Source organism: Petrimonas sulfuriphila (assembly GCA_038561985.1).
In the GTDB taxonomy this organism is placed as follows: domain Bacteria; phylum Bacteroidota; class Bacteroidia; order Bacteroidales; family Dysgonomonadaceae; genus Petrimonas; species Petrimonas sulfuriphila.
Window position 1 is genome coordinate 3,682,404 of the sequence record CP073276.1, and the last position, 15,856, is coordinate 3,698,259.

Annotated in this window: 6 protein-coding genes and 1 pseudogene; 1 reads left to right on the forward strand and 6 read right to left on the reverse strand. The window is 40.7% G+C overall.

Annotation, left to right across the window (positions count from 1 at the left end):
- Window positions 1–623 precede the first annotated feature (623 nt).
- Window positions 624–2,744 (forward strand): annotated as a pseudogene (locus KCV26_15665) (sialate O-acetylesterase).
- Between the two features lie 249 nt (window positions 2,745–2,993).
- Here KCV26_15665 and KCV26_15670 read toward each other — a convergent pair.
- From KCV26_15670 to KCV26_15695, 6 genes are all read right to left on the reverse strand, one after another.
- Complete coding sequence (locus KCV26_15670; protein ID WZX36704.1) at window positions 2,994–3,899, reverse strand: hypothetical protein; 906 nt, start codon at window positions 3,897–3,899, stop codon at window positions 2,994–2,996.
- A 7-nt stretch (window positions 3,900–3,906) separates the two neighbouring features.
- Window positions 3,907–5,676, reverse strand: a complete 1,770-nt coding sequence (locus tag KCV26_15675; protein ID WZX36705.1) for a RagB/SusD family nutrient uptake outer membrane protein — start codon at window positions 5,674–5,676, stop codon at window positions 3,907–3,909.
- A gap of 11 nt (window positions 5,677–5,687) precedes the next feature.
- Window positions 5,688–8,900 (reverse strand): TonB-dependent receptor, encoded by a 3,213-nt coding sequence (locus tag KCV26_15680; protein ID WZX36706.1) that lies wholly within the window; start codon window positions 8,898–8,900, stop codon window positions 5,688–5,690.
- 205 nt (window positions 8,901–9,105) lie between these two features.
- Complete coding sequence (locus tag KCV26_15685) at window positions 9,106–10,698, reverse strand: DUF4091 domain-containing protein (GenBank protein ID WZX36707.1); 1,593 nt, start codon at window positions 10,696–10,698, stop codon at window positions 9,106–9,108.
- A 181-nt stretch (window positions 10,699–10,879) separates the two neighbouring features.
- Entirely contained in the window at window positions 10,880–12,655 is a 1,776-nt protein-coding gene (locus KCV26_15690; protein WZX36708.1) for a RagB/SusD family nutrient uptake outer membrane protein, read from the reverse strand.
- 20 nt (window positions 12,656–12,675) lie between these two features.
- Window positions 12,676–15,819, reverse strand: coding sequence for a TonB-dependent receptor (locus KCV26_15695; protein ID WZX36709.1), 3,144 nt, complete (start codon window positions 15,817–15,819; stop codon window positions 12,676–12,678).
- Window positions 15,820–15,856 lie beyond the last annotated feature (37 nt).

A 15,856-nucleotide genomic window follows, 5' to 3' on the forward strand; every position in this document is an offset into this window, starting at 1 on the left:
TATTAAGAAAGCACCCTACTATATATAATAGAAATTTTATATAGTTGATAATTAATGTTTTAAAGACACTATCCGAAAAATTGTGTAAATGAAAAACTACAGGAAACGATTCTTGGTTTTCCGATTTCATCCCTAATTTTGTTTACATTTTATGCAAATGGATACTATTTTAGTAATTTATGGATGAATTAGTAAATTAAAAAACGTTAATTATTTGAGCCGGTAGCCGATATCTCATCGGGTTACCTTATCTATCTTCCTAAAAACATACTAAGTCATCCCTCATTCCGGAATTTCCATATTACCCGGATATCGCTGTTCAAGTCTGCCGACGTTTATCTGGGCAGAGGAGAGAAGATTTTAACAATCAGGAAACAAATAAAAAAGAGTCGATACTTTTAAGGAGAAAAATTTACGAACAGGATAAACTGTGTCATGCTCGTAACACTAATATTTCTCTTTTCGAACGCTCTCACACAAAAAAAGAGGGTTTTGAAAAGAAAATTATCCTAAAACCAATCTATTAAAAATAATTTAACTAAACTTGCAGGGGTAAACTTAAGGTTGAAGACATACACCATAGAAGAATTGGTGGATTTCATAAAATATACTATCTAATCAAAATGAAAAGAAATATCCTTTACTTATTCTTTGCAATATTATCATTTTCTACTGAAACAATTTTTGCCCAAAAAACAATTAAAGTAGCCTGCGTGGGAAACAGTATTACCTACGGTGCTGGCATTGTAAACAGAGAGAAGAACTCCTATCCGGCACAGCTTCAGGAATATTTAGGCGATAATTATGAAGTGAAAAATTTTGGGGTATCTGCTCGGACAGTATTAATCAAAGGCGATTATCCTTATGTAGAAACGGATGTTTATAAACAATCCCTCGCATATCAACCGGATGTTGTTTTGATTAAACTGGGTACTAACGACACTAAACCTCAGAATTGGAAATATCAAGATGATTTCTTGGAAGATTATCAAGCGCTTATTGACAGTTATCGAATGCTAAGTTCACATCCTCGTATTATTTTGCTCACACCGATACGTTGCTTCCTGCCGGAAGGTTCATCTATTAATGCACAATTCATTGAAAAAGAGGTAAGGCCAATGGTTGAAGAATTAGCCTGGAAAAATAATCTGGAGATCATCAATATGTTTAACATATTCGGTGATGAGTTTAAGGATTATCTTACTCCCGATAAGCTCCATCCTTCTTCCATTGGGGCTGGATTAATGGCAAAAAAAATATATAATTATCTTTCTTTACCACATTATACTCAAACAAAACCTATCAAATCACTCATTCCTCAAAACGCCAAGAAATTTAATTTTCATGGGTACCAAGGTTATGAATTCTATGATAGAGGCGTCCTATGTAAAATTGTTAGACCGTATCGTGATGCTAATGGAAAACCATGGGTGATTCGTGCACGTTTCTGGGGGCATGAACCCCAAACAGATATTGATCTTCTTGAGCAGGGTTTCTATATTACGTATTGTGACGTAGCTGATCTCTATGGTTCAAATAAAGCTGTTGAGCGATGGAATAGATTTTATAAAAAAATGGTCAAAGCCGGATTAAACAAAAAGGTAGTTTTGGAAGGAATGAGTCGGGGAGGTCTAATTGTTTATAACTGGGCAGCAAAAAACTCACATAAAGTAGCTTGTATTTATGCCGATGCCCCGGTAATGGATTTTAAAAGCTGGCCAATGGGTAAAGGTAAACCAACCAAGTCTGAAGACGATACAAAAAAACTTTTCACAGCTTACGGTTTTATGAATGAAAATCAAGCGATTGAATGGAAGCATAATCCGTTAGATTGGGCGGAAATTATTGCAAAAGCAAAAATTCCGATTATCCATGTAGTAGGTGACGCTGATGTAGTGGTTCCTGTTGATGAAAATACGGCTGTTTTTGAAGAGCGTATGAAAAATTTTAATGCTCCCATTACCGTAATTCATAAACCCGGAATCGGTCATCATCCTCATTCTCTTAATAATCCTGAGCCTATTGTCCGTTTTATTCTTGCTGCTACCGGACGAAAAAGTAATGATTGCACACATGCCTTACCTGGTAATGAGTTTCGTTCCGGAGCCGGTTGGGTAAAAGGATCAGATTGGCATAATGTCTCTGAAGATATAACGGAAACTTTACAAAATAAGAGATTGAAATTACTTTTATTGGGCAATTCAATCACACAAGCGTGGGGAGGAACACGGCAATTAATTACTACGTTTACCTGAAAGCAAGCAATGGACGAAGCTATCGGAGAAGGTACGTGGGAAAATGCCGGCATTTCGGGTGATCGAACGCAAAATCTCTTATGGCGGCTTCAAAATGGCAATTATAATATTTGCAAGCCAGAAAATGTAGTTATAGCAATTGGCATTAATAATTTGATAGCATCAGATACTCCGGAAGATACTGCTGAAGGAATAATTGCTGTAGCGGAAGAGGCACGGAAGCAATTTCCAGAATCTCGGATCATTCTTCTCGGGCTTTATCCGTCTGGTAAATATCAACAAGATCCAATACGCATCAAATGTGATAAAGTACATGACATATTAAGTTCTCATCAATTTAATCAAGTAGAGTATATTAACCCTACGGAATGGTATTTAGATAACAATAATGTTATCAGAGAAGGTCTTTATAGTTCAGATTATATACACATGACAAGTGAGGGATATAAAATTACAGCCGATAAGATCGTAAGGCTCTTAAAAAATTAATTTTTTAACTTGTTATTTTCAACAATAGTTCGTTAAACGTATCAGCTTTTGAGTAGTCGTTTTTGTTCTGTATCTATATCGTTGAGAAAGGAAATATGTAAATTCCGATAGTGTTTTTACGCAATTCTTTCTTTTCCCTTTCGTGTAAATTCACTATCACTATCCTGCATGAACGTCAACACCCGTAAGAGGGGTTATAAAACCGACTTACGGGTGCTTTACTGCAGTGCTGATTAAAACGTATCCGGATTATTTGATAACCCTCACCTTGTACACATCAATTTCGGGGATCATTATTTTTTTGGTTGGATTTATGGAGTATATGTTGTGGGTCCACCAGCTTATTTCACCCTGGGTATAGATGAGATGATCCGCTTTTTCGTCGTAATAGACCGACTTGACATCGGGCTCGTTCGCAAGGGGAGCAAAAGGCTCAAACGCATTGCTGTTTAAATCGAACTTCCATACTTTTTTCGACGTGGTTATCAGCAGCTGATTTTCCGAAGAGGCATACAGGTCATGCCCGCCCGTTTCCGGCAGTGTCCACTTCTCCTCCAGTTGTAAACCCGGGTTGGGAGTGTCCCAGTTAACCAGCGAATACGCCCTCAGTTCATCGTAGCCCAACGCATAGAGCAAGTTCCTTCCCGCCATCCAGGTAACGCCGTGGCCGGAATACAACGAATCGCTGAACAACACGGTATTTGAACGGCCCGCATCGTAAATTTCCAACCGGTTCCCCTTGTCGGCGGTAGACAATGCAACCGCTATACGGTTACCGGGAAGGTATTCTACGGAGTGCGCATTGGGTGTGATGGCGTAAAAGAGGCATTTCCGGGTCGCACGGTCCACCAGAAGGGTTCCTCCGCTCGAGGAACAGATCAGGATCTTGGTATGGTTATCTACCGATTTGTGATCATCCACGGTCCTCATGTGCCGGATCATTGTATCGGGCATGTTCGTGACTTCGGATGTCTTCAGGTACCAATTGACTTTCTTTACGCTGTCGGCCGAGTTGTCGAAATCCAGGATCATCACCACATTGTCTCCCCCGACGATTATTTCCCGCGGAAGCTTCGAGTTTGATTCGCTGCACGAAACGGCAACGAAAAGGAAGAAAACGAGAGCGATCCAATCAACACATTTACATTTTGTCATCGTTCTTTTAGTTTAAGTTATCCCATCCGGGATTTTGTTTCAACATTTTATTTAACGTAAGCTCTTCAGTAGGAATCGGGTTGAGGTATTCCCAGTCTTTAAATTCGGGCAATTCTCTTGAGTAAGGTATTATTCTGCCATATTCCCCCTCACTCAATGCCGCCACATCCGCCAAACGAAAATACTGAACTCCTGCGATGCGATCGGACGGAGGAGTCTGATTATTTTTCAGGACATATAAGTCGGGACTCCCATCATTATTCAGATCGATATAGGTGTTGAATTCTTTTATATACATACCTTGATAACGATCCCTGAAGAGCTGTCCTTCTTTCCATCTTTTTAAATCTTCCGTTCTAAATCCTTCAAAAGCCAACTCCACCCTCCTCTCTCTTCTTATTTCAAGAATCATGGGGTCTGAAGTATTTTTATAATAATCATCCAAATAAGGATCCAGAGGCGAATTTATGGAAAGAGGAGGTAAATTTACTCTTTTTCTGATTAAATTCACAGAAATATCCAAGTCTTCTTGTGTTAAAATGCCTAGCTCAGCTTTCGCCTCCGCATAATTTAATAAAACCTCTGCATACCTGATCATGATCACATCCCTCAGTCCGCCGCCCTGATCTTCTATAGGGGGCCCTACTCTTTTATGTATCATATAACCGGTAGTATTCTGATTGAAATCGGTCAAAGCTTCGCCACTTGTCCCTACCCTTACGTATCCGGGGAAAACCAGGGTTTGCCATAGACGGGGATCTCTGTCCTTAAACTCATCCATATAAGGTAATGCACGCCTCTTGCTCTCATCGGGATATCTTTTCTGGAATGTCTCCCCATTACTCATCAAGTAATCAGAAATTAAAGAATAAGTAGCGCCATAGTTTCCATTCGAAGTGGATGTGAAATTAGGAGTATAATAAAAGTATTGGTTCTGTGTGGACCGGGCTAAAATAACCTCCTCCGTATAAGCATCCTTGGGCTGGAAAAGATTAAAGTAATCACGATGCGGATCTCCCGTAGAATAAATCGTATACATTCCGGATTCCATTAACTCCTTGCTTGCGTCAACAGCCTCCTGAAGAAGTACCTTGCAGGCATTTGCGTCCCTAAGCCCATGATATTTTGAATATGTTCCTTCGTATAACAGTATACGGGACTTCAACGCAAGTCCCATCCATTTTGAAATTCTGTTTTTTGTTTTTTCGACAGGAAGATACCGGATGGCAAAATCTATATCCTTTCTTATTGAATCAACAATTAAGGTACGGGGATCTCTCGGTTTAAAGATCAAATCTTCATCACTTGTCGCTAGCGGCTGGGAATACCAGGGGACATCTCCGAATTGCTGCACTTTCTTATAATAGAACCATGCGCGGAAAAATTTTCCTAAAGCTATGTGTTTATTTTTTACAGACGGATCCAGCTTAGAGTTATTCACGTTTTGAATGAAATAGTTGATATTCCTTAATTGAGACCAGTTCCATCCGCCACTGCCAAGTGCTGTAGGCATTGAATAAACGCCCCTGCGAAGAGCCGGAGGTGAAGTTTTGTGTTCGCAATTATCGCTTGTGAAATCTGCAAGAATATCGCCTCTATCGATGTAATTGTAGAAACTGTTCGAAAAAGTTTCAATGCTACTTTCATTTTCCCAGAATGCCTCGGATTCCGCCAGTTTTGTCAATGGTTTTAATTCCAAAAAATCGTCGTTGCAGGAATACAGAAATATTATTGCTGTAATTATTACGGTGAGGTGTAAATATTTTATTGTTTTCATATTTTCATCTTTTAAAATTGAATTTGTGCTCCGAAAGAATAAACCCTCTGGATGGGGTACGCAGTACCCAGGCCTACACTTCCCTGATTGGCGTCCGGATCCTTCATCAACCCTTCAGGATCGAGGCTGAAATGCAGTTTTGTATATTCCCAGAGATTTTGCCCGGAAACAAAGAATCTCAGGCTGTTCAGTTTGATTTTCTTCACTAGATCATGGGGTAAGGAATAGCCGAATGAAAAGTTTTTCAACCGTATATAGGCGGCATTTTGCATGTACTTGGTTTGAGGTTGCCCCAGGTCATTCCCCCCTAATGCAATATATCCCTGCGGTTTGGGAAAGTATGCATTCGGGTTTTCAGGTGTCCATCTATTTTCTATCACATGCTTTGTCATCACCTGATATTTCCGGTTATAAGGCCCCCAGAAATTAACGGCTTCGGCGCCGGGATAAATGTCCCTTTTCCCAACGCCATTAAAAAACACATTCATGTCGAACCCTTTCCAGGCACCATTAAGCGTTAATCCAAACTGATAACGGGGAGTCTCATTCCCGATAACCCTATAATCTCCAGGATTATCCAATGTCCTGTCTCCCCAACTAATGACACCGTCGTTGTTCTTATCTTCAAACTTTATCGTTCCCGCACTGGCATAGACCCTGCTGGTTGAGCTCGACGACAAGACCGCACTCTTTTTGGCCTCTTCATCCGTAAGAAAATACCCCAACGTAGTCAAGCCCCAGATTTCTCCAATAGTTTGTCCCACGTAATAATCTGCCAAATAATTTGTCGGATTATAATAATCCGTTATTTGGGACATGTAGTCCGACACGTTAAAATACACGCCGTACATAAACCTGTCATCCAGCAGAGTAAAAGAATCGTTCCAATTGACATTCAACTCCCATCCTTTCGTTCTTAAAGATGCAATGTTTTCTTTAGGGACACTTGCTCCGAAAACAGATGGTAATGACCTGTAGTTGGCAAGCATATCTTTGGTGTCTCTCCTGAAAACATCCAATGTCGTATTGAATTTACTGTTGAACAAAGAAAAATCCAGGCCTAAATTGAACGACTCGACCGTTTCCCAGGTAAAGTTGTCAGACTTCGGGGCAGGAGCAGACGTCAGGTTAACGAGGTTTCCGTCCAACGAAAAACCGGATTGGCTTACACTCATAATAGGAATATAGTCATAAGAGCCTATATTCGCATTCCCCAATGAGCCGTACGAAAACCGCAATTTCAGATTAGGTACAACTGTCTTTAAAGGCTCGAAGAACGCTTCCTCGGATATTCGCCATGCAGCCGATGAAGAAAGATAGCCGTGTCCCCGCTTTTGTTTTTCAAATCTCGATGACAAGAAATAACTGGTATTAAATTCCACGAGATACCTGCTTTTCCAATTGTAGTTTAAGCGGGAAAAGATACTGCGTGACGAATTCCGATTGTCGTCATCCCGCGTGTTTGAAGCGCCCGTTGCCAGGTTGAGAGAATGTTGGTCTACAGGAAGTGGATACAGTTTTTCAGCATAAGAATACAAATAGTCATAATGTTCCTGATTATACCCTCCCATGACCTTTATGTCATGGTCATTGATCAGTTTACTATACGTACCGTAGGCGTTAATGTTGGTCAATACGCTTTTCCAGTTACTCCGGTATATTTTGGCCGGCCCGGCATCCGAATAATAATCCAAGACTATGTTTCTGTTGTTGAAAGAATTTGACAAGTACGGCCCAACATTATCCCACCACCTTAGGTAGTCTGTATTTTCATTTTGGTATGTCCCGTCTATTCGTATTTCCAAATCCTTGTTCAACAAAGAAATATCCACTCCCAATGTGGTTTTCACATCATGCACATCTTTCTCAATACCCGATTGTTTTTCGAGAAATCTCCTGTAGAACCCGATATCGGTAGGCACCATTTTCCCATCGATATCTACATATTCAGGCATCATCGCGTTTGAATTCTCAATAAACCTGTATACATTGGAGGTAAAGCCATATAAATACTGGTTGGGATGCTCCTCATCCCTTTTAACCATTGTCGTATTATTAAACAAGGAAACATTCTTGTTGAGGTTGTACCTCAAATTAGACAACAAAGTGTATCTTTTAATTTTCTCGGGTTTGAACTTAATATTCCCCTCTTCGTAATTGTAATCTCCCGCCAGGTAATATTGAAAAGAGTCGTTGGCTCCGCTGACACTGATCCGATGGTTTTGTTGAGGAGTATATTTGCGCAACCACTCTTTATAATAGTTATATACTTTTCCACCCAACAGCAAAGTCGATCGTCCGCCGATTATTTCTAATTTTGCCTGTGGAAGGGTCGGGTCCTTTTCATACAAGTAGGGATACTCCACCTGGGCATCGGTAAAATACGATTGCCCTATGTACTTATTGAATTCATTTTGATTTATATCGATATAATCTACCGGATTATCGTATATTTCAGGGACAATGGTAGCTTTGCTGAATCCGAAGTAATTGTTGTATTCCACCTTGGATTTTCCCTTTTTTCCTGTTTTTGTGGTGATAAGGATAACCCCAAACGATGCACGTGCGCCATAGATAGTTGCCGAAGCGGCATCTTTCAAAATAGATATATCTTCAATATCATTCGGCGATAAATTATTCAGACTATTGCTCGACTGAGGAACCCCGTCAATAACAATTAAAGGGTCGCCTCCATTTATGGAGGTAGTTCCCCGTATATTAAAAGACGAGAATCTTCCCGGTTTCCCGTCGGCAGTAGACACATAAACACCCGGCAGCTGGCCTTGCAAAGCCTCCCCCATCGTGTTTACATGAAGAGACGCCAATCGGCTTTCGGACATATTGTCCACAGCTCCTGTCAAATTCACTTTTTTCTGTGTTCCATAACCAACCACTACAACCTCATCCAATAGCTCTGCATCTTCGTGCATAACCACATTCATTGCGGAAGCACCGTCCCAGACAACTTCCTGCGCTGAAAAACCGATGTACGTAAAGACTATCGCCGCGTTTGCGGGAACGTTGATCGAGAAGTTCCCATCCACGTCCGTCACCGTTCCGTTTGTGGTACCTTTTTGAATCACATTCACCCCTATGAGCGGGGTGCCGGTAATGTCTTTCACGGTCCCCCTCAGGGTACTGTTTTGCGCAACTGCTCCTGCTGAAAGAGCCCAAAATAACACAATCAAGCTTATAAACACACTTGACAATTTACTTCTAACCATAATTTTTTTTGTTAATCAAATTAAAATTTCCAATCGAGACGCAAAGAAAAATTATACATGTTAAGAAGCGGTTACTTTTTAACGAAGAATTTGTTACTTAACATTTGAGAATTGAACACAACCCAATAAAAACCCCTCAAGACAGTTTTGAACCGCCTTGAGGGGCAAACATTTACCGGTTTCATTGCCGGTGATATCGAGGAGTTTATTCAGACAACAGTTCCATCAACCTCCTCCTGTGCTCTCTGAACGCAGTTATGTTGTTATCATATCTATCAAAACTGTAAATCACTTTATCAATGATATCGCGGGCCGCTTCTGGATCTTTCTTTTCGAGCATCTTGAAAAGTTCATAATCCACAATTCCATCACGCATAGCTTCAAACCGGATTGAACTAAGAAGTTTATCACCTTGTGGATAAATTATCCAGGAGTCGCCTCCCGGTAAAATATTTCCTCCTTCATAATTAATTGAAGTTTGTTCATCCCAGGGATCCGTTCGCCAATGATTGAGCCCCCAATGCAAATAACCGGGTATGTTATACTTGAAGTTTAACCAATGTATATACCGGGTTTTAAGTAAAGGCAACTCAATAAACCGATTGGCGTATTCTCCCTTGGGAGACAGGCATGTATAAAACCATGCTTCTTTCCCTTCACTATTTTTATTGATGTTATTGTAAAAATAATAATCCTTGTTCATGAAATCCAGTTGAGGCACGTATATGTCCACAATATCCTCCAGATCTTTGCTATGTGTAGCTTCAATAATTTTAATCTCCGGGTACACTTGCTTGACAAACCGTGCAATTTCCACATAACTTTGTACGTTAGTAGGTGTAGGTTCGTCGGCAATATATTGTAAATAATTACCCTCCCACCCTTTTTCCTTCAGGTGATGTTTAAGAGAAGTGAAAAAATCAACGTAAAACTGCTGAGCTCGCTCATTGGATAATGGCAGTTTTTCAAACCTATTTTCTGCGTTTCTATCCACTGAAGGCACCCTCACCACAAACTGTGAATCCCAATTACTTTCTCTTGTCCCAATGTGCCCTCCTTCTAACCTGCCAATAACCCCTTCCTGTATGAAAATTTCTACCACCTTGTCGAATCGGCTGAAATCTACTTGCCACTTCCCATTTATGAATGCAAAATCAGATAAATCCAGTGGGGAAATTCTGGCCGAGTTCTGTCTGTATTCCGCCATCATTTTTGCCAGTTTCCGGATGTACTCCCAATGTTGTGGAGAAAAAGATTCAAAATCTTCACCCCGGTTCATCCATTTAAGTTGAGCCGCATCTATTGTGAACCAATTTGTTACCCATAAACTGGTTTTATCAATTGTTACAGGATAAACCCTGACAGAATAGTCCTTTTCGATATGAAATTCTTTGTTTTCAATATTCCCATTAATTATCACCTTGCCACTATACAGTCCGGGGCTAGCATCCGAGGGGATGGGTATAGTGATCCAAATTGGCTGTGAATTACCAAATTTCACATCAATCTCATCCTCTTCCAATAACGGATCGGGAAAATAACCTGAAGGTGAATTGATTCTGTCCCGGGAATAATCCCAGATACTTCGCCCAACTTTAACAAAACCAACAAATCTTACTTTCGATGCGGGGAGCAGTTTGTCTTTATTTGATGCTTGGGTAACCGTTACCCTTAAGTTGTTTATTGTATAGGGTGAGCGAACAACAAACTGGAGACTGGCATGCTCGCCCCGTACCACTTCACTAATTGCTTCTTGTGAACCCGGGAAAAAACTGCTTTCTGCAAGAACTTTCTCCATAGGGTCAACATATTCAAATTGAATCTCTTTCCTGTCGCAACTGAAACCAGAGAAACAAATCACAGATAGTAAAATGATTGCATTTAAAAAAGTTTTTTTTACTGAATCAGACAGGTGAAATGTATTATTTTTCAACGTCATTCTCATAGATTTTTTAATAAATTAGACAAAACCTTATCACTCACTCCCAACCCGGGTTTTGCGTCAACTCACCGTTCAGTGATATTTGGGCAGGAGGAACCGGATATAAATAATCCCTGTCGGGTTTGAATCCGAACCCGTTTGGCAGGTTTTTCTGATACGGATCAAGGTAGCCGTCTTCATTCACAAAAACATCTTTTCCGGGAATTAACAAAGGGCCTCCATCTACATAGTTATCCTCACTATCCTGAACTCCCGTCCAGAAGTCCTTGTCGAACCAGTATCCAAGAGGACGTATGCCAACAATCAAATGATGTGCTCTCCATCTTAATAGATCATCACCTCTATATCCTTCACAAGCCAATTCAATTCTCCTTTCCCTACGCACCTCGTTAATAATGGGTGAAAGTTCCGGAAATTGCCAGTCAGGATCGTTCGCTATGGAGTGTAAGTTTAAAGACGGCATACCTGCCCTTGAACGGATTTTGTTTATTGTCAAATCCATATCGTCTTGTGTTATAGTCCCGAGCTCCGCTTTTGCTTCAGCATAATTTAAAAGTGCCTCTGCATAGCGAAAGATAGGCATGGATGTTTCCGATGCATTCGGATCCGGTTGTCCTCTTGATTCGGTGTCAAGCCCCTTTTTCAACATGTAACCGGTAGTATTTCCTCCCTCTCCGCCCTGATCTATATAAGGCCGGGTAAATTCATATCCGGGTACTGGAACTCCGTTTTGGGTTCTTCTGGGTTCTCCTTCTTTCCAATAAATCATTTGTCTTAATCGTGGATCTCTATTCTCCACTACCATTTCCAATGACTTGTCACCCCTATATAACGGGCTTAAAGATATCGGTTTTCCGTCCTCGCACAGGTAGCTCTCTATTAGCGATTTAGTCAATCCCGTTCCGGCACCGCTCGTTGTATATCGTTGAAGATTATGTACTGTGCTCAGCGAAATACTATAATCCCTTGTGAGCAAAACCTCACCTATACCGCTTAGGTCATCACGGTTAAACAATGAAGCATAATCAACTTCGGGATGGCCGGTGGAGTATAGTTCTATGGTATTCATGTCCATCAGCTGCTTCGCCGCTGCGGCAGCGATTTCCAAATATTCCTGTCCATTACCACCCTTCACTCCAAAGACAGTTTCCTGATGATACTTCTCCCATGTTCCTTCATAAAGAGCCACTCGCGATTTATATAAAAGAGCGGACTCCTTATTGATGCGATTACGTGTTGATGCTGCTTTAGGAGGTAGTTTTTCTATTGCCTGGGAGAGGTCATCCAGAATGTAGTCGATAACCTCTTTACGGGGGGTACGTGCTGCAAAAAGTTCTTCTGAATCAGGGGTCAGCACTTGCGAAACATACGGAACATCCCCATACTGTCTTACTAGATTAAAGTATGCAAATGCTCTGAAGAAATATGCCTCACCCACATATGGAGCTATTTCAGACTCGGAAACGCTCATCTCTTTGTATTTACTCAACATGATATTGATGCTCCTGATTCGTGAATAATTCCAACTTCCGTTATTTGTCGTAATCGTGTTGGTTCCGGCTAAACGATTATCATAAAAGCGGCTTGCCATATTGTCACTGTTGTTATCATCCCACAGATATCCTCCTCCCCAGCTGGGAAATTGAGGTAACATCGTATAAAATTGATTAACGTATAGCTGCAGGTCCGATGCAGACTTCCAATAATCAACATCTGTAATGGAGTCAAGCGGTGTTTTATTCAAGTAATCATCCAAATCACAACTTGTGAGAACCGTAAAGGAGAATACTATTAAATATATAATTTTTTTCATACTTGTAATTCTTTTATATTTTATAAATCAACATTTAATCCAAACGAAAAAACTCTCCTCAGGGGATAAGCTTTCCCTGATCCGTAATCTCCTACAAATGCTGTTTCAGGATCAAATGATTTATGCATCTTGGTTAGTGTAAACAAGTTTTCACCCGTCACAAAGAATCTGATTTTCTCAATTGGGAACTTTATCTTTTCTTCTACCGGAAGTGTATATCCAAATTGAAAACTCTTCAACCTGAAGTAAGCTGCATTTTGCAGAAAACGAGTCTGAGTCTGAGTGTTTTTTGAATGTTCATTCGTGCCTAAATAGGGCTTTGGATAATAAGCGTTCGGATTATCCGGACTCCAGTAATCCAGATGTTGAACGAACACGCTACTTCCCCATATGCCTCCTGAAATTCCATAGAACATGTTACCGGACGGAGCCCCATCACGCTTGCCAACACCCTGGCAAAAAACACTTAAATCAAAATTCTTCCAGTCAAGTCCAAGATTAATGCCGTAGCTAAAACGCGGAGTTGAGTTCCCAATAATAGACAGGTCGCCATGATCGTCTAACGTGTTGTTTCCGGGAGTAATTTTTCCATCCTTATTTAAATCTGCATATTCGATATCCCCCTCACCCCACCGTGAGAAGAAATATGTTTGATCGGGGCCCGCATCAGCTTCCTTCTGACTTTGATAGATACCCACAGAGGTGTATCCCCAGATCTCCCCTATTTTACGTCCTACATAATAATCAGACAGTACCCCATTGTCATTCTTGTACCTGGTAATTGTTGTCTGGTTGTCTGAAAGATTAAAAGCTATGTTGTATCCTAAATCGCCAATTCTATCACGCCATGCTATTTGCATTTCAAACCCTTTGGTCTGGAGGTCTGCATTATTTCTTTTTGGCGCAGATGCTCCTAAAGTTGCCGGTAAGCTTTCAGCCGGGCCAAACATGTTTTTTGTCTCCCTTACGAAATAATCATAAATCAAGCTCAACCTGTTATTCAAAAAGTAAGAGTCAAATCCAATATTTGCTGTCCGTACCGTTTCCCACGTCACATCAGGTGATATTAATCCGGCTGCACTAACGTATATGGGACGAGCGCCATTAATTATCCAGTTGAGGTTTTTATTTATACCCATTGTCGGCAGGTATAAATAATTTGCAACGTTTTGGTTACCCACCTCTCCCATAGAGCCTCGAATCTTTAAAAAGCTGACTTTAGATGCCAGGTTATCTTCCCAAAAATCATTGTTTGAGATTACGTAACCTGCCGAGAACGCGGGGAAAAACCCCCAGTTATATCCGGGTGCAAACCTGGAAGAACCATTGTATCTGCCTAAAACTTCAAATAAGAACTTATCGTCGAAATTGTAGTTTATCCGGCCAAAGTAACTTAAAGTGCTCCAATGGCCTTTATAACCGGAGAGGTGAATTTGGCCCGTGGCTGTCCTTAAGGACGGGACTGATTCTGTAACCAGGTAATCATTTCTACCTTCAACGGATGTATGGTAATAATATTCATTCTGCATACCGCCCATAAAAGTAATTTTATGTTTTGCGATGTTTAAATCGAAATTCGAATAAATATTGTTGGTGTTATAAAAGTCACGCGAACCGTTTTCCACATAAAAATTGGGGAACGAAACTCCACTCCTGCTTTTTGTTACACCGTCTACCAGTGTTCTATAAACGGTTTTTTTATGGTTGGTCTGGTTATTGAAATTCTGGCGTATATTGGTTTCAAAGTTAATTTTCCAGTTTTTAAGGGGTTCAAGAATAACATTGACACTATTCAACAATTCATTTTGATTTCTTTTGTTCCTGCCGGCTTGTGATAACAATACATGATAACTTTCGTAATAGTTGCCGTTTGGGTCTTTTTCCGGCATATTCGACCAGGTTCTGGCAACTGAATGATAGTAATCTCCAATATCAGCGTAGTTATGAGGTGTATCTATATCGCGCCGTGTGTATCTGTTGTTGAATTGCAACGATAGCCAATTGCTGATTTTCGAATCAATATTCGCAACGAAATTATACCGTTGGAATTTCTCATCTCCAATTCTGTAAATTCCATCTTCATTATAGAAACCACCTGAGATGAAATAGTTAGCTTTTTGACTTCCTCCGCTTACGTTGATATCATGTTTTTGCGTAAGTGCCCACGGTTTATAATAAACCTGATACCAGTTAGTGTTGCCAACAGCCTCGTAATAGCTGGTGAACTGTTCAGGGTTAGTCGGATTAACCGTCATGGCAGGATGCGTCCCGGGATGTTCGTGGTTCTCCCTGGCTTTTTGTAACGTTTCGCTTGTTATGGGAGAGGTTACCCCGGCATTGTGAAAAGCTGTATCCAATGTATACAACCACTCATAACCTGAAGCAGGTTGAGGAAGATTAACAGGGCCATTCATTCCGAAAGTAGAATTAAGCCGGACCGATATTTTTCCTGACGTATCCCTTCCCCTTTTCGTTTTTATGTTGAGTACTCCAAAAGCTGCCCTGGAACCAAAAATAGCTGTCGCGGTAGCATCTTTCATGACAGCAATAGATTCAACGTCATTCGGGTTTATGTTTTCCAACTTAGACTCAACACCATCAACAATTACCAATGGATTGCTTCCTGATAGAGATCCAAAGCCACGGATATTAATAGAGGGAATAGCGCCGGGCTCACCTCCTCGATTGGTAATGGAGACATTTACGTTAGCCAAAACTCCTTGTAATGCAGATGTCATGTTAGAGGTTATTCGGTTTTCCAGTTCCTCTCCTCTGACCTGGGCAATGGCACCTGTGAGGGTTTCTTTTTTCTGTACCCCATAGCCCACAACCACCACTTCATCGAGCGTCTCCGCATCCTCTTGTAACACGATATTGAGGGTTGTTCTTCCGTTAACAGCAACACTTTGTGAAGCCATACCCACGTAAGATATTTCCAAAGTAGCGTTGGAAGGGACGTTTGAAAGAATAAAAGTGCCATCGATATCCGTAACTGTGCCTACGGATGTTCCTTTCACCTGCACCGTTACGCCTATCAACGGTTCTCCCGAAGTATCGGTTACCGTGCCTCTTACCGTTATGTTTTGGGCAAGCAGGCATAAGGAAAATGACCACATAAAGAGAAAAAATATCCCTTTCTTTACACTTAAAAACATTTGTTTCATTCTTGAATTTTGTTTTAAATTAGTTATTAGATATTTA

Excerpts from the sequence above, each read along its gene's own strand:
- KCV26_15675 (WZX36705.1), bottom strand. The coding sequence starts at position 5,676 with ATGAAAACAATAAAATATTTACACCTCACCGTAATAATTACAGCAATA.
- KCV26_15690 (WZX36708.1), bottom strand. The coding sequence starts at position 12,655 with ATGAAAAAAATTATATATTTAATAGTATTCTCCTTTACGGTTCTCACA.
- KCV26_15670 (WZX36704.1), bottom strand. The coding sequence starts at position 3,899 with ATGACAAAATGTAAATGTGTTGATTGGATCGCTCTCGTTTTCTTCCTT.
- KCV26_15685 (WZX36707.1), bottom strand. The coding sequence starts at position 10,698 with ATGGAGAAAGTTCTTGCAGAAAGCAGTTTTTTCCCGGGTTCACAAGAA.
- KCV26_15695 (WZX36709.1), bottom strand. The coding sequence starts at position 15,819 with ATGAAACAAATGTTTTTAAGTGTAAAGAAAGGGATATTTTTTCTCTTT.
- KCV26_15680 (WZX36706.1), bottom strand. The coding sequence starts at position 8,900 with ATGGTTAGAAGTAAATTGTCAAGTGTGTTTATAAGCTTGATTGTGTTA.